At 71.3% G+C, this 24,894-nt stretch carries 21 protein-coding genes; 17 read left to right on the forward strand and 4 right to left on the reverse strand.

From position 1 onward, the window contains the following. Positions 1–49 precede the first annotated feature (49 nt). The 5 genes from AB0M02_RS35195 to AB0M02_RS35215 are packed head-to-tail and all read left to right on the forward strand — an operon-like array spanning position 50 to position 6,602. Positions 50–2,128 carry a molybdopterin oxidoreductase family protein gene (locus AB0M02_RS35195; protein WP_364235006.1) on the forward strand — a complete coding sequence of 693 codons (2,079 nt, stop codon included), beginning with the start codon at positions 50–52 and terminating at the stop codon, positions 2,126–2,128. Position 2,129: 1 nt separating this feature from the next. Further along, a complete protein-coding gene (locus AB0M02_RS35200) occupies positions 2,130–2,477 on the forward strand; it encodes a molybdopterin oxidoreductase (RefSeq protein WP_364235008.1) in 348 nt (115 codons plus the stop codon). Then, on the forward strand, positions 2,477–4,939 hold the full coding sequence (gene nirB, locus AB0M02_RS35205) for a nitrite reductase large subunit NirB (RefSeq protein WP_364235010.1): 2,463 nt from the start codon (positions 2,477–2,479) through the stop codon (positions 4,937–4,939). Before AB0M02_RS35200 ends, nirB begins: the two co-directional genes overlap by 1 nt. Continuing rightward, positions 4,936–5,247, forward strand: coding sequence for a Rieske 2Fe-2S domain-containing protein (locus AB0M02_RS35210; protein WP_364235012.1), 312 nt, complete (start codon positions 4,936–4,938; stop codon positions 5,245–5,247). The genes nirB and AB0M02_RS35210 overlap by 4 nt, the downstream gene beginning before the upstream one ends. Positions 5,248–5,249: 2 nt before the next feature. Next, positions 5,250–6,602, forward strand: coding sequence for a nitrate/nitrite transporter (locus tag AB0M02_RS35215; RefSeq protein WP_364235014.1), 1,353 nt, complete (start codon positions 5,250–5,252; stop codon positions 6,600–6,602). 51 nt (positions 6,603–6,653) lie between these two features. Here the strand turns inward: AB0M02_RS35215 and AB0M02_RS35220 are convergent, their stop codons facing one another. Then, on the reverse strand, positions 6,654–7,607 hold the full coding sequence (locus tag AB0M02_RS35220) for a winged helix-turn-helix domain-containing protein (RefSeq protein WP_364235016.1): 954 nt from the start codon (positions 7,605–7,607) through the stop codon (positions 6,654–6,656). 63 nt (positions 7,608–7,670) lie between these two features. On the opposite strand from AB0M02_RS35220, the gene AB0M02_RS35225 reads away from it, so the two are divergent. From AB0M02_RS35225 to AB0M02_RS35240, 4 genes are all read left to right on the forward strand, one after another. Then, positions 7,671–8,651, forward strand: coding sequence for an aldo/keto reductase (locus AB0M02_RS35225; RefSeq protein ID WP_364235018.1), 981 nt, complete (start codon positions 7,671–7,673; stop codon positions 8,649–8,651). Positions 8,652–8,789: 138 nt separating this feature from the next. Next, a complete protein-coding gene (locus tag AB0M02_RS35230; protein ID WP_364235021.1) occupies positions 8,790–9,119 on the forward strand; it encodes a hypothetical protein in 330 nt (109 codons plus the stop codon). Between the two features lie 195 nt (positions 9,120–9,314). Next, the gene (locus AB0M02_RS35235) at positions 9,315–9,602 is read left to right on the forward strand and encodes a hypothetical protein (RefSeq protein WP_364235024.1); all 288 of its coding nucleotides are present in this window, start codon (positions 9,315–9,317) and stop codon (positions 9,600–9,602) included. A gap of 138 nt (positions 9,603–9,740) precedes the next feature. Next, entirely contained in the window at positions 9,741–10,154 is a 414-nt protein-coding gene (locus AB0M02_RS35240; protein ID WP_364235027.1) for a hypothetical protein, read from the forward strand. Positions 10,155–10,214: 60 nt separating this feature from the next. Here the strand turns inward: AB0M02_RS35240 and AB0M02_RS35245 are convergent, their stop codons facing one another. Continuing rightward, on the reverse strand, positions 10,215–11,408 hold the full coding sequence (locus AB0M02_RS35245) for an amidohydrolase family protein (RefSeq protein WP_364235029.1): 1,194 nt from the start codon (positions 11,406–11,408) through the stop codon (positions 10,215–10,217). Positions 11,409–11,442: 34 nt separating this feature from the next. On the opposite strand from AB0M02_RS35245, the gene AB0M02_RS35250 reads away from it, so the two are divergent. The 6 genes from AB0M02_RS35250 to AB0M02_RS35275 all read left to right on the forward strand — a co-directional run bounded on the left by AB0M02_RS35250 (position 11,443) and on the right by AB0M02_RS35275 (position 21,394). Then, a complete protein-coding gene (locus tag AB0M02_RS35250; protein ID WP_364235031.1) occupies positions 11,443–12,078 on the forward strand; it encodes a maleylpyruvate isomerase family mycothiol-dependent enzyme in 636 nt (211 codons plus the stop codon). A 56-nt stretch (positions 12,079–12,134) separates the two neighbouring features. Beyond that, a complete protein-coding gene (locus AB0M02_RS35255; protein WP_364235033.1) occupies positions 12,135–14,039 on the forward strand; it encodes a hypothetical protein in 1,905 nt (634 codons plus the stop codon). A gap of 110 nt (positions 14,040–14,149) precedes the next feature. Beyond that, on the forward strand, positions 14,150–17,098 hold the full coding sequence (locus AB0M02_RS35260) for an FtsX-like permease family protein (RefSeq protein WP_364235036.1): 2,949 nt from the start codon (positions 14,150–14,152) through the stop codon (positions 17,096–17,098). Then, positions 17,095–19,764, forward strand: coding sequence for an FtsX-like permease family protein (locus AB0M02_RS35265; RefSeq protein ID WP_364235037.1), 2,670 nt, complete (start codon positions 17,095–17,097; stop codon positions 19,762–19,764). The genes AB0M02_RS35260 and AB0M02_RS35265 overlap by 4 nt, the downstream gene beginning before the upstream one ends. Further along, positions 19,761–20,723, forward strand: coding sequence for an ABC transporter ATP-binding protein (locus AB0M02_RS35270; protein WP_364235040.1), 963 nt, complete (start codon positions 19,761–19,763; stop codon positions 20,721–20,723). Before AB0M02_RS35265 ends, AB0M02_RS35270 begins: the two co-directional genes overlap by 4 nt. Continuing rightward, positions 20,723–21,394 (forward strand): ABC transporter ATP-binding protein, encoded by a 672-nt coding sequence (locus AB0M02_RS35275; protein ID WP_364235043.1) that lies wholly within the window; start codon positions 20,723–20,725, stop codon positions 21,392–21,394. Before AB0M02_RS35270 ends, AB0M02_RS35275 begins: the two co-directional genes overlap by 1 nt. A 39-nt stretch (positions 21,395–21,433) precedes the next feature. Here the strand turns inward: AB0M02_RS35275 and AB0M02_RS35280 are convergent, their stop codons facing one another. Further along, positions 21,434–21,814, reverse strand: coding sequence for a MerR family transcriptional regulator (locus AB0M02_RS35280; RefSeq protein ID WP_364235045.1), 381 nt, complete (start codon positions 21,812–21,814; stop codon positions 21,434–21,436). Between the two features lie 63 nt (positions 21,815–21,877). Between AB0M02_RS35280 and AB0M02_RS35285 the strand changes: the two genes are divergently transcribed. Then, complete coding sequence (locus AB0M02_RS35285; protein WP_364235048.1) at positions 21,878–22,492, forward strand: NAD(P)H-dependent oxidoreductase; 615 nt, start codon at positions 21,878–21,880, stop codon at positions 22,490–22,492. Next, a complete protein-coding gene (locus AB0M02_RS35290) occupies positions 22,489–23,928 on the forward strand; it encodes a DHA2 family efflux MFS transporter permease subunit (protein WP_364235050.1) in 1,440 nt (479 codons plus the stop codon). The genes AB0M02_RS35285 and AB0M02_RS35290 overlap by 4 nt, the downstream gene beginning before the upstream one ends. A gap of 50 nt (positions 23,929–23,978) precedes the next feature. Here the strand turns inward: AB0M02_RS35290 and AB0M02_RS35295 are convergent, their stop codons facing one another. Further along, positions 23,979–24,893 carry a carbohydrate ABC transporter permease gene (locus AB0M02_RS35295; RefSeq protein WP_364235052.1) on the reverse strand — a complete coding sequence of 305 codons (915 nt, stop codon included), beginning with the start codon at positions 24,891–24,893 and terminating at the stop codon, positions 23,979–23,981. Position 24,894: the final 1 nt, after the last annotated feature.

A 24,894-nucleotide genomic window follows, 5' to 3' on the forward strand; every position in this document is an offset into this window, starting at 1 on the left:
CACCACAACACGTCGAAAGGGTTAACGGGCGACCGAGAGGCTACCTCTCGTGACGGCGACCCAGACGCATTGCCCCTACTGCGCGTTGCAGTGCGGGATGACGCTGACGCCCGGAATCCCCGGGGTGCGGCTCGAGCCGGCCGAGTTCCCGGTCAACCGGGGCGGCCTGTGCGCCAAGGGCTTCACCGCGGCGGACCTGCTGGACCACCCGGACCGGCTGCTGACGCCGCTGGTCCGCAAGGAGCCCGGCAACCGGGAGAGCCCGCTGCGCGAGGCGTCCTGGGAGGAGGCCTACGAACAGATCGTCTCCGCGATCCGGCACAGTCAGGAGAAGTACGGCCGGGACAGCGTCGGGGCGTTCGGCGGAGGCGGGCTGACGAACGAGAAGGCGTACGCGCTCGGCAAGTTCGTGCGTGTCGCTCTCCGTTCCTCCGCGATCGACTACAACGGCCGGTTCTGCATGTCGAGCGCCGCGACCGCCGCGAACCGGTCGCTCGGCATCGACCGCGGCCTGCCGTTCCCGCTCGCCGACGTCGCGCAGGCCCGGACCGTGCTGCTGGTCGGCGCGAACCCGGCCGACGCGATGCCGCCGTCCATGCAGTACCTGGACTCCGGCCGGGCCGAGGGCGCACGCCACATCGTCGTCGACCCGCGCCGCACGAACACCGCCAACGGCGCCCACCTGCACCTGCAGCCGTTGCCCGGCACCGACCTGGCCCTGGCCAACGGCATGCTCCATATCGCCGTCAGAAGCGGCTATATAGACGAGGATTTCATAAAAAATCGGACGGAGAACTTCGCGGCCGTCAAAGCGAGCAGCAACGCGTACTGGCCGGAGAGAGTCGAGCGGCTCACCGGCGTTCCCGAGGCTCAGCTGCGGGAAACCGTGCGACTCCTCGCCACCGAGAAACCCTCGATGATCCTCACCGCCCGCGGCGCCGAGCAGCACAGCAACGGCACCGACACCGCCCAGGCCTGGCTCAACCTGGCCCTCGCGCTCGGCCTGGTCGGCCGGCCGTTCTCCGGATACGGCACGATCACCGGCCAGGGCAACGGGCAGGGCGGCCGCGAGCACGGCCAGAAGGCCGACCAGCTGCCCGGGTATCGCCGGCTCGACGACCCGGCCGCCCGCGCGCACGTCGCCGCCGTCTGGGGGATCGACCCGGACGAGCTGCCGCAGCCCGGCCGGTCCGCGTACGAGATGCTCGACCGCCTCGGCACCGACGGCGGCGTCCGCGTGCTGATGGTCCTGGCCAGCAACATCGCTGTCTCCGCGCCGCACAGCAACCGGGTGATCGACCGGCTGCGGGCGCTGGACTTCCTGGTGGTCTCGGACATCTTCGCCTCGGAGACCGCCGAGCTCGCCGACGTCGTGCTCCCCACCGCCCAGTGGGCGGAGGAGGAGGGCACCATGACCAACCTCGAGGGCCGCGTGATCCGGCGGAAGATGGCGCTGCCCCCGCCGCCGGACGTCAAGCCCGACCTGACCGTCCTCACCGAACTGGCCGGCCTGCTGGGCCGCGGCGAGTACTTCACCGACGACCCGCGTGCCGTCTTCGAGGAGTTGCGCCGGGCCAGCGCGGGCGGCATCGCCGACTACGCCGGCATCACGTGGGAGCGGATCGAGGACGAGCAGGGCGTCTTCTGGCCCTGCCCGAGCGAGGACCACCCCGGCACGCCGCGGCTGTTCGAGCAGAGCTTCCCGACGGCGTCGGGCCGCGCCCGGTTCGTCCGGGTCGATCACCGCGACCCGGCCGAGCTTCCCGATTCGGCCTTCCCGTACGTGCTGACGACCGGCCGCAACATGCAGCAGTACCAGAGCGGCAATCAGACCCGGCGGGTGAGGGCGCTCACCGTGGCGCTGCCCGAGGCCCGCGCCGAGATCCACCCCGACCTGGCCCGCCGCCACGGCATCGCCGACGGCGACATGGTCGAGCTCCGCAGCCGCCGGGGCACCGCGACGTTGCGGGCCCGGCTCAGCGACGGCATCCGGCCGGACACGGTGTTCGCACCGTTCCACTGGCCCGGAGCCAACGCGCTGACCAACCCGGCCCTTGACCCGCATTCCCGGATGCCCGCCTTCAAGGCGTGCGCGATCGCTCTTCAGAAAGTGGAAGGGGACTCCTGACATGTATTCCACACCCCGATTCCTGCAGGGCGTGTTCGCCTTCGAGGGCAAGGGCCTGGACCAGCCCGGGCCGCTGAGCCCGGCCCTGGCCTGGACGGTCCCCGGCGGCGCGACCGCGCAGGCCGTCTACTTCCGCGGCGGCAACGCGACCGCCGAACTGATCTGTGTCGTGCTCGTCCGCGACGGCGTACCCATGCGGTACTTCCCGGTCGGCGCCAAGGGCGACGTCCACGTGCCGCTGCGGGTGCTCGAGGACCTGCCCGGCGGCACCACGGTCGAGCTGTGGCTCGCCGCGCCGGCCGGCCTGTCCGGAAATGTGATCGTCGACCTCGGACTCGTGGAGATCTGATGCCCCAGAAACTTGTGGTGATCGGCAACGGCATGGCCGGTGCCCGCACGGTGGAGGAGATCCTCGCCCGCAACGGCGACTTCACCGTGACGATGTTCGGTGACGAGCCGTACGGCAACTACAACCGGATCATGCTCTCCAACCTGCTCGCCGGCGTGGAGACCGAGGACGGCATCTTCCTGAACGACCTGGCGTGGTACCAGGACAACGGGATCACCCTGCACGCCGGTGTGAAGATCGAGCGGATCGACCGGTTCGCCAAGACGGTCTACGCGTCGGACGGGACCGCCACCCCGTACGACAAGCTGATCATCGCGACCGGTTCCAGTTCGTGGACGCCGCCGATCAAGAACATCCACAACCCGAAGCGCGGCTTCCACCAGGGCGTCTTCGCGTTCCGCACGCTCGACGACACCCGCGGCATGATCCGGTACGCCCGGGACCACGAGCGGGCGGTCGTGATCGGCGGCGGCCTGCTCGGCCTGGAGGCGGCGCGCGGCCTGCAGAACCACGTCAGCGAGGTGACCCTGCTGCACGCCATGGGCCACCTGATGGAGCGGCAGCTGGACGAGAAGGCCGGCCACATGCTGCAGGCCAGCGTCGAGAACAAGCTCGGCATCAAGGTCATCACCAACGCGATGACGTCCGAGATCCTCGGCAAGGACCGGGTCACCGGTGTCAAGCTGGCCGACGGCACGGTGATCCCCTGCGACGTCGTGGTGATCGCCGCCGGCATCCGCCCGAACACCCAGGTCGCCGCGAACAGCGACCTGCCGGTCGAGCGCGGCATCGTGGTCGACGACCAGATGCGGGTGCAGGACGAGGACGACATCTACTCGGTCGGTGAGTGCGCCCAGCACCGAGGCAACCTCTACGGCCTGGTCGCGCCGCTGTGGGACCAGGCGAAGGTGCTCGCCGACCACATCACCGGCCGGGACACCGAGGCCGCGTACACCGGCTCGAAGCTCTCCACCAAGTTGAAGGTCGCCGGCATCGACGTCGCCTCGATGGGCCTGATCGCGCCGGAGACCGACGACGACGAGGTGATCATCTACAGCGAGCCGAAGAAGGGCGTCTACAAGCAGCTCATCATCCGCGACGGTGCCCTCGCCGGTGCGATCCTGGTCGGCGACAACAGCAAGGCCGCCAACCTGATCCAGTCGTTCGACCGGGCGCAGGCGCTGCCCGAGGAGCGCGCCGAGATGCTCTTCGACATCGGCGGCCCGGCCGGCGAGGTCGCTCCGGCCGACATGCCGGACGACGCGCAGGTCTGCAACTGCAACGGCGTCAGCAAGGGCGCCATCTGCGGTGTCGTCAACGCCGGATGCAAGACGGTCAACGGCGTGATGGACAAGACCCGCGCCGGCAAGGGCTGCGGGACCTGCAAGCCGCTCGTGCAGCGGATCGTCGAGTGGGCCGCCGGCGGCGACGTCGAGGAGGACCCGGCCGCGTCGTGGTACGTGCCCGGCGTCCCGATGCCCAAGCCCGAGCTGATGGCCGCGATCCGCAAGTACGAGCTGAAGAGCGTCTCGGCGGTCTTCGAGAAGCTGGTACCCGGCGGCACCCACGACGCCAAGAGCAAGATGGGCCTCGCCTCGCTGCTGAAGATGATGTGGGCCGACGAGTACGTCGACGAGCGCGACGCGCGGTTCATCAACGACCGGGTGCACGCCAACATCCAGCGCGACGGCACGTTCTCGGTGGTGCCGCAGATGAAGGGCGGCGTCACCACACCGGCACAGCTGCGCAAGATCGCCGAGGTGGCCGAGAAGTACGACGTCCCGATGGTGAAACTCACCGGCGGCCAGCGCATCGACCTGCTCGGCGTGCCGAAGGAGAAGCTGCCGGCGATGTGGGCGGACCTGGACATGCCGTCCGGTTACGCGTACGCGAAAAGCTTCCGCACTGTCAAAACCTGTGTCGGCTCGGACTTCTGCCGCTTCGGCGTCGGCGACTCCACGGCGCTGGGCATCGCGATCGAGGAGCGGTTCCAGGGCCTCGAGGGTCCCGGCAAGATGAAGCTCGCGGTCACCGGATGCCCGCGCAACTGCGCCGAGGCGTACGTCAAAGATCTTGGTGTGGTCGCGATCGACGGCGGCAAGTGGGAGATCTACGTCGGCGGCGCGGCCGGAGCCCACATCCGCAAGGGCGATCTGCTCGCCACGGTCGGCTCGGCCGAAGAGGTGATCCGCCTGACCGGCCGGTTCCTGCAGTACTACCGCGAGAACGCGAACTGGCTGGAGCGCACGTACTCGTTCGTGCCGCGGATCGGCATCGAGCGGATCCGGGAGATCGTCGTCGAGGACTCCGACGGGATCGCCGAGGCGCTCGACGCGGCTGTCGAGGACGCCGTGCAGGCCTACAAGGACCCCTGGAAGGAGCGGGCCGAACCGGCCACGCCCGGCCAGTTCCGTACCTCTCTTCCCCTGACCGTCCTCCCTCAGGTTCCGGTGCGCGCATGACTCTTCCGACCGCCGTCGTTCTCGGCCCGCTCACTGACATCCCCCTCGGCGAGGGGCGCACCTACTCCGTCGACGGGGACATGATCGCCGTCTTCCGCCTCCGCGACGGCTCCCTGCGCGCGGTCTCCGCGGTCTGCCCCCACAAGGGCGGCCCGCTGGCCGATGGGCAGATCGACAACAAGGTCGTCGTCTGCCCGCTCCATCTGAACGCTTGGGACCTCGCCACCGGGTGCTCCCAGTCCGGACAGCCTCCGATCACCGTCTACCCGGTCCGGGTCGAGGGTGACGACATCATCCTGGGAGATTGATAGTGACTGCGACTCTGCCCACCCCCGCCGTCGCGGCCAGACCGGACGCGAAGACCGTCCGCGGGCACTGGATCGACGACTGGCGTCCCGAGGACCCGGAGTTCTGGGCGAACGGCGGCGCCGCCGTCGCCAAGCGGAACCTGATCTTCTCGATCTTCTCCGAGCACATCGGCTTCTCGGTGTGGACGCTCTGGTCCGTGCTGGTGCTGTTCCTCGGCCCCCAGTACGGCATCGACCCGGCCCAGAAGTTCCTGCTCACCGCCGTTCCCACACTGGTCGGCGCGTCGCTGCGGATCCCGTACACGTTCGCGGTGGCCCGGTTCGGCGGCCGGAACTGGACGATCATCAGCGCCTCACTGCTGCTCATCCCGTCGGTGACCGCGGCCTTCATGATCAAACCCGGGGTGGAGTTCTCGACCCTGCTGATCCTGGCCGCCCTCGCCGGTGTCGGCGGCGGCAACTTCGCCTCCTCGATGGCGAACATCAACGCCTTCTACCCGGACCGGCTCAAGGGCTGGGCGCTGGGCATCAACGCCGGCGGCGGCAACATCGGCGTCGCGGCGGTCCAACTGGTCGGGCTGTTCGTGCTGGCGGTCTTCGGGGCCGGCTCGCCGGGCATCGTGGCCGGCATCTACATCCCGCTCATCGTGCTCGCGGCGCTCGGCTCGGCCATCTACATGGACAACCTGACCCAGGCCCGCAACGAGAAGCGGGGGATGCGCGACGCCGCCAAGGAGCCGCACACCTGGATCATGTCGGTGCTCTACATCGGCACCTTCGGCTCGTTCATCGGCTTCGGGTTCGCGTTCGGGCAGGTGCTGCAGGTGCAGTTCGCCGAGCAGTTCAACACTCCGATCAAGGCCGCGTACCTGACCTTCCTCGGCCCGCTGCTCGGCTCACTGATCCGGCCGGTCGGCGGCGCGCTCGCCGACCGTCTCGGCGGCGCGAAGGTCACCTTCGTCAACTTCATCGGCATGGCGGTCGGCGCCACGGTGGTCCTGGTGGCGGCCCAGCAGCGATCGCTGCCGCTCTACATCGTCGGCTTCATCGTCCTGTTCGTCCTCAGCGGGCTGGGCAACGGCTCCACCTACAAGATGATCCCGGCGATCTTCCGGCAGAAGTACGCCGGCGACGAGCACCAGTCCCGCCGCATCGCCGGCGCGGTCATCGGCATCGCCGGCGCGATCGGCGCGGTCGGCGGCGTCCTGGTCAACCTGGCCTTCCGCCAGTCCTTCCTCACCTACAAGGACGCCGACGCGGCCTACCTGGCCTTCATCGGCTTCTACGCCCTCTGCGTGCTGATCACCTGGGCGGTCTACCTGAGGCCCGGCGCCCGCACGAAGATCGCGGTCTGAAAGCGTCACCGCGGCCCGGCGCCCGCACGAAGACCGCGGTCTGAGAGAGCGTCACCCGCGGGCCAGCTCGTCGCCGAGTGCGGTGCGCTGGTAGAGCAGGCGGCGGCCGTCACGGACGGCCGCCGCCAGCCGCGCGTCGCGCAGGGTGGTCAGGTGGTGCGAGGCCGTGCCGGCGGCCAGGCCCAGCCGTTCGGCCACCTGCCCGGTGCTGTGCGGCACGGCGAGCAGCGTCAGCACCGCCGCGCGGGTCGGTCCCAGCAGCCCGGAGAGCGTGGCGGACGGCTCCGGTGCGGGGGACCAGAGGTTGCCGTGGCCGCGCGGGGCGTACCAGAGGGCGTCACCGCGCGGCGACTCGCGCAACGCGTAGATCTCGTCGCCGGCGAATCCGGTGGGCAGCAGCGTCAGCCCGCGTCCCGCCAGGCCCCATCGGCCGTGTTTGTGCGGATAGCGGATGTGCAGGACGGAGCCGTCCCAGCCGAGCCGCGGGTGCAGGTTGTCGACGAGCATCCGGGCGCCGCGTTCGGTCGCGGCCCGCGCGCGAGCCGCTATCTCGGCTTCCGCCGAGGATCTGAGGCGGGGCCAGAGAGGTGCGACGGCTGCGGCGAAGTAGGCCCGGATCTCCGAGCAGAGCAAACCCACAGAGGTACGCGGATCGCGCTCGAAATCCACGATGACCGGCGGTGCGCTCCCCGGCCACCCGGCGGTGACCTGGGCGACAACCGTTTCCGGTGGAGTCGCCGCCACCACCGCGAGCTCCTCGTCGAGCGTCGGCCGCGGCGATCGCGGCACCGGTGTCAGGAAATCCGGTGCGTATCCGTGCGGCCCCAGCAGCACCGCCCGCAGGACCGGCCAGCGGTGCAGCATCGGTGTCACCCCGGCCCGCCACGACCCGTACGGCCACCCGTCGCCTCGCAGGGCGAACGCGCTGGCCACCACCTCGGCCATCGGTGAGTGGGCGAACCGCAGGCCGGCCAGGTCGGCGGCGCCGAACTCGAGCTCGATCACGGGTCCATTCGAGCACGGTCGAACGGCTGGGCGCCTCCCCCTCCGGCCGCCTACCGTCCCCGCATGCAACGCACCCGACTGGGCCGTACCGGCCTGACCGTGAGCCGCCTCTGCGTCGGCACCATGAACTTCGGCTGGCAGATCGGCGAGCAGGAGAGCCACGCCGTCCTGGACCGCGCGTTCGAGCTGGGCATCGACTTCGTGGACACCGCCAACATGTACGGCCGCGAGGACGGCGACGGGCTCAGCGAACGCTACATCGGCAGTTGGCTCGACCGGACCGGTAGGCGCGACCGGATCGTGCTGGCGACCAAGGTGTACGCGCCGATGAGCGACGCGCCCAACGACCGCGGCCTGTCCGCCCGCAACATCATCGCGTCCTGCGAGGCGTCGCTGCGCCGGCTGCGTACCGACTGGATCGACCTGTTCCAGATGCACCACATCGACCGAGGCACCGGCTGGGACGAGGTCTGGCAGGCGATGGAGACGCTCACGGCTGCCGGGAAGATCCGGTACGCCGGTTCGTCCAACTTCGCCGGCTGGCATCTCGCCCGTGCCCAGGCGGCCGCGGACCGGCGGCACTTCCTCGGCGTGGTGTCCGAGCAGTGCCGCTACAACCTCCTACAGCGACATGTCGAACTGGAGGTTCTGCCGGCCGCGGCGGAGCTGGGCATCGGTGTGCTGCCGTACTCGCCGCTGCATTTCGGAGCGCTTTCGGGGGCGCTCCGCAAGCAGCGCGACGGCGCCGGTGGCCGGGCGGTGCTGCACGCGCCGGAGCGGGTGGCGCCGCACCGGCCGGCGATCGAGCGGTTCGAGGCGCTGTGCGCGGAGATCGGCCTGGACCCGGTCACGGTGGCGATCGCGTGGCTGCTGTCGCGTCCCGAGGTGACCGCGCCGGTGCTCGGGCCGCGCGGCGCGGAGCAGCTCGACCTGCCGCTTGCGGCGCTGACGACGACTCTGGGCGACGACGTGCTGAACGCGCTCGATGAGATTTTTCCACCTGTCGGAAATGGTGGGCCCGGCCCCGAGGCATGGGCTTGGTGAGACCTTTTCGGTGAGCGCGTGATTATACCGCCGAAACACTTTCGGAAATTGTTGTTGGCCGTTTTCCGGTGGTGATTGTCAGGAGGCTCCTACGCTTTGCTCGCTCGGTAGGAAATTCCACCCAGAAAGGTCCGTCCGATGAATAAACTGACGCGAATCTTCCTCACTGCTGGTATGTCCGCCGCGTTCGCAATGAGCGCTGGTGCCGGAGTCGCGCAGGCCGCTCCCCAGGACGTCAGGTCCGCCGGTGTGGTCTCCCTGGACCCGTACGACGAGAAGGAATTCCACGACTGGTACGACTCCAAGCGTGAGTGCCGCTCCGCGGGCATCGAGGGCAAGGACGACGACGAGTGGTACGACTTCCGGTGCGAGAAGGGTCGCGGCAAGCACAGTGACGAGTGGGCGCTGTGGGTCGCCTACGAGTACGACGAATACGAAGACGAGGACGACTACTGGTACGACCGCTGAGCGGACTTTGTTCGTCTCGTCGTCCATCACGTGACCCCGCTTGAGTAAATTCGCCGTCATGCCCGGGTGCACCAGTACCCGGGCATGACGCATTTATGTCCGAAGGATTCCGGAAATTGTTTTTCCGGTTTTGCTTCCGCGACGTTCGGTCCGACAATCACGATTCCTCACGAAAGGCTGGCTGAGATGAATACAATGACCCGCCTCGCCGTCGCCGCCGGTACGGTGGCCGCCGCCCTGAGCATCGGCGCGAGCGCGGTGCACGCCGCGCCGCCGTCCACCCCGGCCGAGGTTCCGGAGTTCGAGTTCTACGACTGGTACCCGGCCGAGGCCGACTGCAAGAAGGACGGCGACGACGGCAAGACCAAGAAGTACTGGTTCGACTACCAGTGCAACAAGGCCGAGGGTCGCTGGGCCGGCAAGTTCGGCCTCTATGTGCAGCCGAACCCCGACTACGTGTGGCCGACCGCGCCGGTCCTCTAGCCGCTAGCGCGCCGCGCCGCCCGGCGTGCCTGTTCGCCGCGTGATCACCCGATCGTGGCGGCGGCGTCATAGCCGCCGCGAACTTTGTCCGCTTATGGTTCGCATGTCCGAATTAGCGTGACAAAGAAGGTGATCCTCATGAGCAAGCTCACGCGTGCGTTCGTCATGACGGGCGTCGCGGTCGCCGCGAGCCTGGCCGTGGCCGTCAGCCCGGCGTCGGCGTCCCCCGCGGGGCCGAAGGCGGACGAGGCCTCCGGCAAGCCGGTCGCCTCCTACCACCAGGCCCCCAAGTTCCGGGAGCGGATCTTCGACTACTACCACAGCCCGCGGACCTGCGCGAAGGTCGGCAAGACCGGGGTGTGGAAGGAGAAGTGGGCCCGTTACCAGTGCTTCCAGGTGTGGCGCGGCTTCCACCGCGGCGAGTGGGCCCTCAAGGTCTACAGCCCCTGGTACGTCAAGGGCGGCCAGGGCTACCCGAAGCACTACGGCCAGAACCACGACTACGACTACGACAAGGGCCTGCCGCAGCACTACGACTACAAGAAGAACTGAGTAGCCGTCCGAGGCTCGGCCGAGGGCCGCACCCATGGGGTGCGGCCCTCGGCCCTCTTCTCACCCGACCACCTCACCGGCGAGCACCACCGTGTGCACCGCCCGCAGCGCCGCCACGTCGCGCACCGGGTCACCCCGCACGAGCAGCAGGTCCGCTCTCAGCCCGGCCCGCAGCCGCCCGGTGCGCCCGGCGAGCCCGCACGCGTCGGCGGCGAGCCCGGTCGCCGAGCCGAGAGCGGCCGCCGCCGGCACACCGCAGGCGACGAGTTCCGCGATGCTGTGCGGCAGGAGCCCGTGCGGCTTCGCCGGGTTGATGCCCGAGTCGGTCCCGCTGATCATCGAGACACCGCCCGCGGCCAGCTCACCCACCTGGGCGCGCCGCCCGTCTAGGGAGAAACCGGCGCGCGCCATCCGGGCGGCGACCTCCGGCGGCGGCGCGGTGCCGGCCGCGCCGAACGTGGTGCCGACGGTCGGGCAGACCACGATCCCGGCGGCGGCGATCGCGGCGGCCAGCCCCGGCGGCGTACGCATCCCGTCCGGCCCCATGCACGTGCAGTGCTCGATCCCGTCCACGCCCGCGGCGACCGACTGCTCGACACCCGCGGTGGCGTGCGCGTGAGCTGTCACCGGGAGGCCGAGTTCGTGCGCCTCCTCGACCACCGCCCGCAACTCGTCGTCGCCGAACTGGCGGGCGCGCATGTCGGTGCCGGGCGTCATCATGCCGCCGGTGGTCATCACCTTCACCACGGCGGCGCCCCGCTCGGCGCGCTCGCGCACGGCCCGGCGCAGCCGCTCGGTGCCGCGGGCACCACCGCCCATCGCCGCGCAGTGCCCGTCCGGCACGGTGATCGGCGGCCCCGAGGGGACGACCAGTGGGCTGCCGGGCCGGTCGCGGTGCCGGTCCACCACGGCCCACTGCTGGTCACCGAGGTCCCGGACCGCCGTCACACCGGCCGCGAGATGGGCACCGAGCGCAGCACCGACGGCCTCGTCCAGCTCGGCGCCGGTCAGGGCGGGGAGGCGGTCCAGGGCGTCCGGCCCGCTGTCGCCGCACAGGTGCGTGTGCGCGTCGATCAGCCCGGGCAGCAACGTGACGCCTCGGTCGTACCGGATCGAGAAATCGGAAGGCGCGGGTGCGCCGCCCTGCTCGACCCCCACGATGCGCGCGCCCTCGACCAGGACCAGGGCGCCGCCCGGAATCTCGCGATCCCCGTCGAAGGCCTGGTCGGCGCGGTAGGCGACCCGGGTGCTCACCACTACGATGCTCCCATCAGGACGGAGTTGCGCCATGGATCCCTGGCCCGAAATCCACCGTCAGAGGCTCGCCGTGGCGGGCCTGCTGGACGACCTCGACTCGGCCGAATGGTCACAGCCGTCGCTCTGCGCCGGCTGGACGGTCCATGACGTCGCCGCGCACCTCACCCTGCAGATGCTGCGCCTGCGCGACGTCCCCGGCATGCTCCGGCACTGGCGCGGAGGCATGCAGGCGACCATCGCCGAGACGGCTCGCCTGCGGGCCGCGCAGTGGGCGCCGGAGCAGATCGTGGACTATCTGCGCCGGACCGCGGGGGAGAGGCGGCGCAACGTCGGCCTCACCCCGATGGAGCCGCTCATCGACCTGCTCGTGCACGGCCAGGACATCGCGCTGCCGCTCGGCCGCATCCACCCGGTGCCGCCGGAGGCCGCCGCCGCTTGCGCCCAGCGGGTGCTCACCATGCGCTTCCCGCCGCCGCAGCCGTCCGTGCGGGCGGTCGCGGGCCTGCGCCTGTCCGCCACCGACACCGCCTGGTCGTTCGGCGCGGGGCCGGAGGTGTGCGGGCCGATCGCCGCGCTGCTGCTCGCCGTCACCGGCCGTACCGCTCTGCTGTCGCGACTGGAGGGGCCGGGGGCGCGGGCCTTCGGGCAGAGGTTGACCACGATGTAACGCAGCCGTCACCACGACCCCTTCCCATCGGTGGTGGTTGATGGCAGCGTGTCCACATGAGATGGAGAAGCCCCTTCGTCGTGACACTCGTCGCGGCTGTCGTGGTGGCCGTGGCGGGACCCGCCGGCGCCGCCCCCGCGTCGAAGTTCGGGTACCTGGATCCCGGCGGTCAGCCCCGCCTGACGGAGAAGGTGCCGGTCAACGTGGTGTTCGTCGGTTACGAGCAGGACCAGGTGGCCAGGAGCGGGTTCCTGGGCGAGCTGTCCGGCTCCTACGAGCCGGTGGTGCGGTCCCGGCTCTGGTACGGCGTCACCGAGAAGCTCGGCATCACCTACAAATATGACTACAAGCTGACGTACGCCAATAAGTCCTACGAGGACACTTTCTTCAAGCAGCTGAACCGGCTGGCGAAGCCGGCGCCGCTCACGGAGTACCAGCAGGCGTACAACGACCAGGCGAACAACGTCCTGGACATCAAGGACAACCACCTCATCGACGCGCCGAGCGTGGAGAAGTGGCTCGCCTTCCACCCGCCGTCCGGCGTCGACACCCGCCGCAACACCGTCTTCTTCGTGAACTGGTACGGGCGCAAGGACTTCAAGCACCACGTCTACACGAAGATCGGCGAGCCCGACCCGGACACCGGCTACGACTTCGGTGCCAACCGGGAGAGCCGCAAGGTGATCGCCTGGGGCGGCACCACCGCCGACGACGAGGAGACCGGCCTGGGCGCCACCCGGCGTGTCTGGTTCCACGACCTGTCGGCCGGTCCCGAGTCGTGGACCAGCAACTACGACGTCGACAACCCGGACGTCGACGGTGACGGCGTGCCCGACTACCGGATGCCGCCCACCTGGGAGTACAGGGCCGGCGGCTACCGGGCACCGGCCGCGCTCGCCGGCGACCTCGGCAAGATCACCCGTTACGTGGCACTGAACCTGCTGTTCACCACGTCACCGTTGTACCCGGCGGAGATCCCGGCGGCCGGCGAGCCGCCGTCCTCGATCAACCTCGACGACAACACGTACGAGGGCTGGCCCGGCGTGGACGCGTCCGAGCAGTACGTGACGCCGAGCCTGCTCAAGGCCGAGCTGGCCGAGCTGCGCTGGCGCAACCGGCTCAGCTACGACAGCCAGGACCTGCCGTACGACGCCCGCGCCGAACAGTGCTACGTCGGTGTGCTGACCGACGAGCCCTGCTACCCGGACCTCAACTTCCCGGCCGGGGCGAACCTCTACCTGTACAACCTGGAGAACATCGACCGGATCTACGACGACCAGGGCCGGGTCGACTACGAGCTGCCGATGTTCAACTACGCGGTCGGCGCCGGTGTCGGCACGCCCGGCCTCGGTTTCGCCGACGACAACTGGGAGAACGGCGACCAGTCGTACGTGTTCTCGTTCGTCTCCCCGGAGGTCGTCGAGCGCGGTTACGGCCTGACCACCACCCAGATCCACGAGGTCGGCCACCACTTGGGCATGAGCCACCCGCACGACGGATACGACAGCGCCACCGGTGTCGACTACGGCCCCGGCGGCGACTTCTACTTCGTCAACGCCGGTGACGAGAACAACTCGATGATGAGCTACATCGACGTGAACTGGGACTTCAGCCAGTTCGACCGGGACAACAGCGACCGGTTCCTGACCGCCGCGTACTGGGAGGCCGCGAACCGGCTGGCCGCCACCGTACCGGCCGGGAAGGGCCGCACCGCGCTGAAGACGGCCGACGCCCTGCTCGCGCTCGCGGCCAAGGCGTTCGCCAAGCACGAGTACCGGATGGCGTACGCGCTCGCGGAGAAGGCGTACGACACCGTCGGCGCCATCCCGGGTGCCGACGCCGCCGGGGTGGCGAGCACGCTGAAGGCCGAGGCCGCGGACGCCCGCGCCACGACCAAGCTGCACGACCCGCACGAGTTCATCGACACCCTGTCGCCGGAGAGCCCGCGCAGTCAGCCGTAATCCGGACAACGACCGCAGAACATCAGACAAAGAAGCAGCAGCGGGCCGGTGGGCACACCGGCCCGCTGTCCATATGGCAAGATCCGCCGCATGCCCGACCCCGGTCTCCCATGTCGCTGATCGTCCGGCGCGCCGCCGCCACCAAGGGCCTTCTGGCGGCGGGTGCGGCGGTCATGTTCATCGCCGTCCTGCTGCTGGCCGGGCTGACCGCCTACACGGGCGCGGCCGGTGAGGCGGGCATCCGTGCCGCGGTCGCCGTCGCGGAGCCGCAGGAGCGGTCGGTGCTCGTCCGCGGTACCGGCGGTGCCGAGCACGACCGGGCGGTGCGCGAGGCGTACGCGGGCGGCCTCGGCGGAGTGCCGACCACGGTCGCGGGCGCGGTCTACGGCTCCGGATGGGCGGTCGACCGCCCCGGCCCCGGCGCCACGCCCGACTCCAACGGCGTCGTCTACGGCAACGTGGTCGCGCTGCAGGACCTGCCCTCGCACGCCACGCTCGTCGACGGTCGGTGGCCGGCGGGCGCCCGCTCCGCCGCCCTCGCCGAACCCGTCGCCGGGCTGCTCGGCGTGCGTACCGGCGACACGTTGCGCCTGGTCGACCGTAGGACGAAACGTATCGTCGCGATCACCGTGAGTGGCATCTGGCGGCCGGCGGACGAGACCGACCCCTACTGGCTGCTGACCCCCGACGTCTTCGCCGGGCGGGCGCCGCAGACCTCGACGCACGGGCCGATCGTGGTGGACAGGGCGGCCTTCGACGCGGGGTACGCCACCGGCGCCTCGGCGGGCTGGCTGGTCACACCGGACCTCACCGACTCGACTCTGGCGCAGGTCACCCGTACATCTGAAGCCGCGTCAGCGACCAACGACGGCCTTGCCGAACGCACCGGCCTGAGCTCGTCCGCCACCGTGACCAGCGGCCTTCCCGGCCTCGCCGCCCGCCTGGATCGCGCCGACCTGGTCCGCCGCTCGGCGCTGGTCACCCCGATCCTGCTGCTCGCGGTCCTGGCCGGCTACGCGCTCACCCTGGTCGCCCTGCTGCTCGGCGAGGCCCGCCGCGCCGAGACCGCCCTGCTGCGGGCCCGCGGCGCGTCCCGTGCCCGGCTGGCCGCGATGGCCGGGACCGAGGCCCTCGCCCTGATGCTCCCGGCCGGCCTGCTCGCCCCGCCGCTCGCCGTGTTCCTGGTCCGGACCGTTCCGTTCCCCGGCGGCCTGGCCGTCGACCCGCGCCTGGACGCCACCGTCTGGCTGACCGGGATCCTGGCCGTGATCGGCGGCGTCCTGGCGCTCACCCTGCCGGCGCTGCGCCGTGCCCGCACCTACGTGGCCGAGACGTCCAGCCGCTCCCGGCTGCCGCTGATCCGCCGGGCCGGTCTCGACCTGGTCGTGGTGGCCCTCGCGGTGCTCGGCTGGCTGCAGCTGCGGCAGTACTCCTCGCCGGTCGGCACCGGCTTCGGCATCGACCCGCTGCTCGCCGCCGCGCCCACGCTCGGCGTGCTGACCGGCGCGGTCGTCGCGGTACGCCTGCTCCCGCCGATCGCCCGGCTCGCCGCGTCCCGCCTGAACCGCGGCGTCACCCGCGCCCGGCTGCTCGGCACCTGGCAGGCCGGCCGCCGCTCGCACGCCGGCCCGATGGTGATGCTCGCGCTCGCCGTCGCCGCCGCCACCGTCTCGTGGGGCTTCGCCGGCACCGCCCGCGGCTCCCTCGCCGACCAGGCCGAACAGCAGGTCGGCGCGGACCTGCGGCTGGTCGAGGTGGGCGGCGCCGCTCCGGTGAACCGCTTCGAGGAGCTCAGCGCCCTGCCCGGCGCCGGGGCGATCGTGCCGGGCTGGCGCGAGAGCATGCCGCTGACCGCGGGTGCCGAACCCGCCGACGTGGTGGTTCTGGACGCCGCGGCCGCCGGTGGGGTCCTGCGCGCCCGCGAGGACGCGACCGGTGGGTCCCCGGCGGACCTGCTCGGCCGGCTCGCCGCGGCGCGCGGCACCGAGAACCCGCTGAGCTCGCTGCGGCCGGGCCGGATCGTCACCAGCGGCAAGGCCCGCACCACGGCGATCTTCGCCGACGGCCGGCGCGTCGACCTGGGGGAGAGCGACCGGGGCCGCCCGCTGACCTTCACCGCCTCGGGCCCTGGGCTGCGCGGCTTCGTGGTCGACGCCGGCATCTCTGAGGTCACGTGGCGTATCTCCGGCCAGGACGGCATGTGGGACGCGGTCGAGCGCTCCGGGAGCATTCACGCGGCCGGGCCTGACGGGACACTGAGGTCAGCCGGGCGGTTCGCGGTGACCCGGGCCGACTCCCGCTCGCCGGTGCCGGTCGCGATGACACCGGGCGCCCTCGCCGCGATGAACGCGACCGTCGGCGGGAAGTCCTTCCTCACGGTCGCCGGTGCCGGAGTTCCGGTCCAGGTGGTCGCCGAGGTGCGGCGGGTGCCAGGCACGTCCGGCGGCGACGCGATCCTGGCCGACCGGGCCGCGCTCGACGCCCGCCTCTTCGAGGGCTGGGGCATCGTGCAGAACACCGCCGAGTGGTGGCTCAGCGGCGACCCGCGCGGCGTGCGGGACCTGGCCGGGCTGCGCGTCCTGGACCGCCGGGAGCTGGTCGGTGAGGCCACCCGCGACCCGTTCGGCTCCGGCGCCCGGGTCGCGCTCTTCCTGGCCGCGTTCGGCGCCGTCCTGCTCGCCGCCGCGGGCATCGCGGCCGATTCGCGGGCCACCGCCCGGCAGCGTTCCGGCGAGCTCGCGGTGCTGCACACATTGGGTGCCGGGCCCCATCTGCTGGCCCGGTCGCTCGTGGTCGAGCAGGCGTTCCTCGCCGGTGTGGGCGCGCTGGCCGGGCTGGCGGTCGGGTTGCTGGTGGCGGGCGCGATGGCGCCGCTGCTGGTGCTCACCCCGGCCGCGGTGCGCCCGGTGCCCGAGCCGGTTCTCGAGGTGGGCTGGCTGCCCACGCTGGGCAGCGTCGTGCTCCTGGTCGGCGTGGCGCTCGGGCTGAGCGCGGCGACCGCGGCCGCGGCGGCGCGCCGGCTTCCCGCGGCGCGGTTGCGGTTGGGTGCGGATCAATGACATTCAGGGGTACGGCGAAACGAGCTCGGTCCTACGCCGGGCAACTCACCCTGCTCGCGGTCCTCGTGGCGCTCGCCGCGTTCCTGGCGTCCGGGCTGCCCCGCCTCGCCAACGACCGCACCGACGACGGCCTGCGCACCGAGATCGGCCGCCTCACCGCCGCGCAGCGCGACCTCACCTTCACCTACAACAACCGCGGCTACGTGGCCGCAACGCCGGACGACCGTTCGGTGCGGCTCGACGACATCCACGCCGAACTGCCGGCCCCGCTGCCCGGCCTGATCGAGAACGAGTGGTTCGTCGCCGAGGTCGGCCCGGCCCCGGTGACCGTCGGCGACCGTCCCGCGAACACCTGCCCGCACCTGGTCGCGATCCGCCGCCAGACCGGCAGCGACCGGGCGACCAGGATCGTCGAGGGCCGCGCGCCGCAGTCGCGCCCGGACGGCACCGTCGAGGCGATCGCCGGCCGTGACGAGGCCAAGGCGATCGGCGCCGGTGTCGGCGACACGATCACCGTGCAGACCCGGTACGCGATCACCAGGGCCACCGTGGTCGGCCTCTACGAAGCCGTCGACCGGGCCGACCCGTTCTGGGGCGACATGGCGCTGGCCCGGATCTCCTGCCCGAACCCGGCCGAGGGCACCCGGTTCCGGGCCACCGTGCTCACCGACGCCGCCGGTTCCCTCAACCTGGCCAAGGGCATCACCGACCTCTCCGAGTTCTCCGAGCGCTGGCGGTACCGCCTCGACGCTCAGCAGCTCACCGCGGACCGGGTCGGCGAGCTGACGACGGCGGTTGCCGCCGCTCGCCGTCAGCCGCCGGAGCTCACGTCGCTGGCGAGCAGTGTGGACAGCACCCTCGCGGAGTTCGACAAGCGGTTGCGGGGGATCAGGGCGTTGCTCGCGGTCGTCCAGGCGGGGCTGCTCGCGACTCTCGCCGGGCTGATCCTGTTGGCCGCGCGTCTGGCGGTCGACCGGCGCCGTTCGGAGTACGCGCTGCTGCGAGCCCGTGGTGGTTCGGTCTCGACGATCGGTGGGCGGGCTCTCGCGGAGACGGTTCTGTTCGCCGTGCCCGCCGCATGTCTCGGGTGGGCGGCCGGAGCATCGAGCGGCAACCGGCCCGACATTTCCGAAATCTACCTTATTCTGGGAGTTGTCTTGCTGGCGGCTGGGGCACCGGCCTGCTACGCCGCCGTGGGTGCCCGGCATCCGGACTTCACCGGTCACCGCCGTGACCTGGTCGCCGACCGGCCGTCGCCCCGGCGGATCACCGCCGAACTGTTCGTGGTGGCGCTCGCCGCCGGAGGGACGTACCTGGTCCGCGGCCGGGGACTCGACGCGGGTGCGGGCATCGACCCGTATCTGATCGGCGTCCCCGTCCTGCTGGCTGTCGCCGCCTCCCTGATCGCGCTGCGCCTGGTGCCGTTCCCGCTGCGCCGGCTCGGCAAGCTCGCGGCCCGCGCTCGCGGCGCGGTCGCCTTCCTCGGCCTGACCGGCGCCGGGCGGGGCGCGCCACTGCGTTCCGGACCGCTCGCCGTCCTGGTCGTCACGATCGCCACCGGCATCTTCAGCAGCACCGTGACCACGACCGTCGGGCACGCCCGGGACCGGGCCACCGACCTCGCCGTACCCGCCGACGCCGTCGTCACCGGATTCGCCTTCGCACCGGACACCGCCACCCAGGTGGCCTCCGTCGGCGGCGTGACCAGGGCGTCCGCGTTCCGGATGGAGTCCGCGGCCAACCTGCGCGGCGACGCCAGCCCGATCATCACCCAGGCGCAGGCCATGGTCGTCGACACCAGCACCGGGCTCGGCCTGCCGGCCGCGCTCACGGGTGCCCGTCCCGGCGCCGCCGCGGCTCCCGCCCTGGTGTCGTCGCACCTCGCCGCCCGCGTGGGATCCGGCGGCACCGTCGACATCCAGGGCCGGCGCTACAAGTTCACGGTGGCTCAGGTCAGCGACACCGCGCCCGGGTTCGCCGCCGGCGTACGCGACTTCGTCGTGCTCCCGCTGCAGGCCCTGCCGGTACCCGCCTTCCAGCCGGTCGTCCCCAACCGGGTCCTGATCTGGGGTGACGGCTTCGACACGGGTGCCGTCCGGAGGGCCGCCGACGCCGGGCAGCGCGAACAGACGAAGATCACGTTCGGGCGGGAACTCGAGGACTGGGAACTGGCCATGCCGGCCACCGTCACCACCCACGACGGCTACCGCGCCGAACTCGACGAACGCGGCGTCGACGGGGTGCTGACGTTCACGTTCACCGCCGGTGTGGTGGCCGCGGCCGCGCTGGCCCTGCTCGCCGTCGCGCTCACCGTCCTCGCCGGGGCGCCCGAGCGCGGCCGGACCCTGTCGCGGCTGCGTACCCTCGGCCTGTCCGCGCGCCAGGGACGCCGTCTGCTGATCTTCGAGATCGTCCCGCTGATCGGCGTCGCCGTGGTCGTCGGCGGTCTCGTCGGAGCGGCCCTGCCCACCCTGCTCGGGCCCGCGCTGGGCCTCGACGACTTCACGGCCGGCCTGTCCGCCGGTCTCAGCGCCGACCCGCTGCTCGCCGCCGGGGTGCTCGTCGTCGCGGGTGTCGCGGTGGCCGTGGCACTCGCGGTCGAGGACGCCGCCAATCGCCGCCTGCGCCTCGGCACGGTGCTGCGGCTCGGAGAGGAGCAAGTGTGAGTGACCTCGCGGATCTCGAGCGGCGCGCTGCTGAGCGGGCGGCCGCGCGGGCGGGCGGTCAGGACCGCCTGTCCGGGCACATCGTCTGTGACGGGCTGGTGCGGATCTTCCGTACCGAAGGTGTCGAGGTGGTCGCCCTTCAAGGCCTCGACATGGTGGTCGACCGCGGCGAACTGCTGGCCGTCGTCGGCGCCTCCGGCTCCGGCAAGTCCACGATGCTCAACATCCTCTCCGGCCTCGACGAGCCGACCGCCGGCGTGGCCCGGGTGGCCGGATACGACCTGCTCGGCATGTCGGCTCGCCGGCGGCTGGAGTACCGGCGCGGCATCGTCGGGTTCGTGTGGCAGCAGACGGCACGTAACCTGCTGCCGTACCTCACCGCCCGCGAGAACGTCGAGCTCCCGATGCGCCTGGCCGGTCGCAAGGCCCGTGGCCGCGCCCTCGAACTGCTCGACATGGTCGGTGTCGCGGACCGCGCCGGCCGTCGCCCGGACCAGATGAGCGGTGGCGAGCAGCAACGGTGCGCGGTCGCGGTGGCGCTCGCCAACGACCCCGAGGTGCTCTTCGCCGACGAGCCGACCGGCGAACTCGACGAGGCCACCGCGGACGAGGTGTTCGGTGCGCTGCGAACGGTCAACGCCGAGCTGGGCGTCACGGTCGTCGTGGTCACGCACGACATGAACGTGTCCGGCCAGGTGCGGCGAGCTGTCGCTATTCGCGACGGCAAAACCGCTTCAGAGGTACGGCGTTCCGCACGCGTCAACGCCGACGGGACCGAGCATCACGTGACCGAGGAGTATGCCGTTCTCGACCGGGCGGGGCGGCTGCAGTTGCCGTCCGCTTTCGTCGAGGCGCTCAGTTTGAAGGATCGGGTCAGGCTGAACCTGGAGCCCGATCACGTCGAGGTGCGCCCCTCCGCTGACATCTCTGACAACTCGGATATGGGGGACAAGCTCTGATGGGCGTCGTCGAGGTGGCCGGTGTGGGGCGCGACTACGGCAGCGGGGACCGGGTGGTGCACGCGCTCACCGACGTCTCCTTCACCGTGACCAAGGGCGAACTCGTGGCGGTCCGCGGTCGCTCCGGCGCCGGCAAGACCACACTGCTCAACCTGATCGGCGGCCTCGACCGCCCCGGCGCCGGCACGATCACGGTGGCCGGCCGCAAGGTCACCGGCGCCGGCGAGAACGAACTCCTCGAGCTGCGCCGCGACGTCATCGGGTTCGTCTTCCAGTCCTTCGGACTGGTCCCGATCCTCTCCGCCGCCGAGAACGTCAGCGTCCCCATGCGCCTCGCGAAACGCGACCCCGCCGACCGCGACCAGCGCGTAGCGGTCCTCCTCGAGCTGGTCGGCCTGGGCGCCCAGGCCAACCAGCGCCCCGGCGAACTCTCCGGCGGCCAGCAACAGCGAGTAGCCGTAGCCCGCGCCCTGGCCAACGACCCCGAACTCCTGATCGCCGACGAACCCACCGGCCAACTCGACTCCGACACCGGCCGCGCCATCATGGACCTGCTCCGCGCCGTCGTGGACGCCCGGGGCATGACCGCCCTGGTAGCCACCCACGACCCGGCCCTGATCGACCGAGCCGACCGAGTCCTCACCCTCCGCGACGGCCACCTGATCCCCTGACCCGCACCGTTGCGCCGTCAAGACGCCTCAGCACCCGGATCAGCGTCCCGCGCGGTCGGGGAGTTCGCAGAGTCTGGCGCCGGAGCACATGTCGGCCAGGTAGGACTTGAGGGCGGCGGTGCGTGCCTCGGCCTCGGCGATCAGATGGTCGGCGACGCGGCCCCAGTCGTCCGGCTGGGGGTCGGCGGGGAGGCCGGCGAAGACGTCGGCGATCTCGCGGACGGTCAGGCCGACACGCTGGGCCACCTTGGCCACGCGGATCCGGCACGCGGCGCTCTCGTCGAAACGGCGCTGGTCGCTGCGGGTGCGTTCGGCGCGGACGATGCCGTGCTGCTCATAGAAGCGGACCGCCGAGGGCGCGACGCCGGCTTCGGCCGCGACATCACCGACGGTACGGGTGTGAGTCTGCGTGACGGTCATCGGCCCATACTGCCTCCGCGGCGGGCTTGACTTCAACATATGTTGAAGGCCGAGCCTGGCCGCATGACCGTTTCTTCATCGTCAGCCGTCTCCGCGCCGCCGGAGCGTTCCGCCGGTGAGCCGCTGCGCCTCGCCGTGATCGCCGGAAGTGTCCGTGAGCAGCGCATGAGCCGGGCCGTCGCCGAGTGGGCCGCGTTCCGGGCGGCCGCCACCGAGGCCGAGGTGGATCTGATCGACTGTGCGGAGTGCGAGCTTCCCGGCGACGAGGATCTACGGCCGGGTGGCAGCGCCGACACGCCTGTCGCGGGGCGCATCAACGGCGCCGACGCGTTCGTGTTCGTCACACCGGAGTACAACCACAGCTACCCGGCCAGCCTCAAACGCCTCATCGACTGGCACTACCGCGAGTGGATGTTCAAGCCGGCGACGGTCCTGTCCTACGGCGTGCACGGCGGCCTGCTCGCCACCGAGCACCTGCGCGGCGTCCTGGCCGAACTCAACATGGTCACCACCCGCCGGGTTGTGGGCCTCCGGCAGCCCTGGAACCACCTGAGCCCGCCGGGCTTCACCCCACCGGCGGACGTCACGGCCGCTTTCGACGACGCCCTCCACGAGCTCGCCTGGTGGGCCGGTGTACTGCGCAGTGCCCGCCACGATCGCCCCTTCGCTCGCCGATGAGCACGCGGGCCACGACGCGAGGGCAGGTCAGCGTGCGGCGGATCGGCCTCACGCTGGCCCTGGGCGGGCTCATGGTCGTGGTGGACACGACCGTGACCGTGGTGGCGGTGCCGGCGATCGTGGCGGGGCTGGACGCGCCGCTGGCGGTGGCGCAGTGGGTGACCACCGGATATCTGCTCGGCATCGTCGCGGTGATTCCGGTCGGTGGGTGGGCCATGAGCCGGTTCGGGGCCCGGCGGGTCTATCTCACGGCGCTGGTGGCGTTCACGCTCTTCTCGGCGCTGGCGGGTCTCGCCTGGAGCGCGCTGTCGCTGGCCGTCTTCCGGTTCCTGCAGGGGCTCGGTGGTGGCCTGCTCAACCCGGTGGGCCAGGCGATCGGGCTGCGCGCGGCGCCCCGGGAGCAGCGCGGCCGTCTGATGAGCCTGCTCGTGCTGCCGCTGCTGATCGGGCCCGCGCTCGGCCCGCTGCTCGGCGGCTGGCTGATCGACGCCGCCTCCTGGCGCTGGATCTTCCTGATGAACGTCCCGCTGGGAGCCGTTGCCCTGCTGGTATGTGCCCGCGTCCTGCCGCTGGACACCCCGGACCGCACGGCGGCGCCCCGCGTGGACTGGGTGGGGCTGGCGCAGCTGTCCGGCGGCGCGGTGGCCCTGGTGCTGGGTGCCACGCTGCTCGACCGGCCGGGCGGGCCGTCCGTGGCCGCGGTGGCGGTGCTGCTGTCGGGGCTGGGTGTGGTGGGCGCGTTCCTGTGGCGAGCGCGCCGTGTTCAAGCCCCGCTGGTCGACATCGGCCTGCTGGCGCGGCGGCAGTTCCGGGCGGCGGCCGCGGTGCTGGTCTGCTTCGGCGCGGCCTACTTCGGGTCGATGTCGGTGTTGCCGCTGTTCGTGCAGGGTGTGCACGGCGACAGTGCCGCCCTCGTCGGACTGCTCGTCCTGCCGCAGGCGATGGTGGTCGGTGTCGTCGCGCAGATCGCCACCCGCCTCGTGGACCGGGTGCCGGCGCGGCGCATCATGCTGACCGGAACGGCCACGGGCCTCGCCGGCGCCGCCGGGCTCCTGGCGACCACGGTGACCGACAGCGGGTACCCGCTGATCATCGCCTCGTCCGTGCTTCTCACCGCGGGTGCGGGCGCCACCATCATGCCGACGATGACGGTGGCGTTGCGCGACCTCGACGGCGCCGAGACCCCGCGCGGCACGACGCTGCTCGCCCTCCTGCAGCAACTGGCCTCCGCACTCGGCGTCGCGCTGATCGCGCTGACGCTCAGCGGCCTCGTCACCACCCGGACTCCCGGCGGCGTTTCCGAGATGCTGGAGCTCGACGAGGCCACGCGCGCGGTGTCGAGACCGGATCTGGCTCAGGCGGTGGGCGGCGCCTACGTCGTCCCCGTGCTCCTGCTGCTGGCCGGCGTGACGATCGCCGCCCGCGTGCGGCGCTGAACAGGCCGAAGGGCCGCACCCGGAATCCGGATGCGGCCCCTCGGCGGCGATCAACCCTTGACGCTGCCGGCCAGGAGGCCGCGGACGAAGTACCGCTGGAGCAGCAGGAACACCGTCACCGGGACGATGATGGAGACGAAGGCGCCCGCGGAGAGCAGGTGCCAGGCGGTGCCGCGGGTGCCGCTCAGGTTGGACAGCTGCACGGTGATCGGGGAGATCTCCGGTGAGCCGGCGAACGTGAGCGAGACCAGCAGGTCGTTCCAGACCCAGAGGAACTGGAAGATGCCGAACGCGGCGAGGGCCGGGGTGAGCAGTGGCAGCAGCACCCGGAAGAAGATCGCCACGTGACCGGCGCCGTCCATGCGGGCGGCTTCGATCAGGCTGGACGGGACTTCCTTGATGAAGTTGTGCAGGATGTAGATCGCCAGCGGCAGCGCGAAGGCCGAGTGGGAGAGCCACAGCGTCCAGAACGTGTTGGCGATGCCCATGTCGACGTAGAGCGACAGCAGCGGGATCAGCGTGACCTGCAGCGGAACGATCTGCAACGCGAAGATCGCGATGAACAGGAAGTTCTTGCCGGGGAACTTCATCCAGGCGAACGCGTAGGCCGCCAGCGACGCCAGGCACAGCGGGATGATCACCGCGGGCAGCGTGATGACGATCGAGTTCAGGAAGAAGTCTGCCAGGTTGATGGCGTCGGGGTCGAACACCGCCCGGTAGTTGTCCAGCGTGAACTGCGGGTTCGAGAAGAACGTCCACCAGCCGGTCGTCTTGATCGCCCGTTCCTCGCGGAACGAGGAGATCAGCAGGCCGAACGTCGGCAGCGTCCAGAGCACCGCGATGATCAGCGCGGCGAGGGACGCCCACGGTGAGGTGAGCTTCTTCTTCGCCTTCTCACCGGCGGAGACCTTGCCGATCTTCTCCTTGGAGCCGGTGGCGGCGACGATGGGAGTTGCGGTGGTCATC

This window comes from Actinoplanes sp. NPDC051861, from assembly GCF_040681145.1.
Lineage (GTDB): Bacteria > Actinomycetota > Actinomycetes > Mycobacteriales > Micromonosporaceae > Actinoplanes.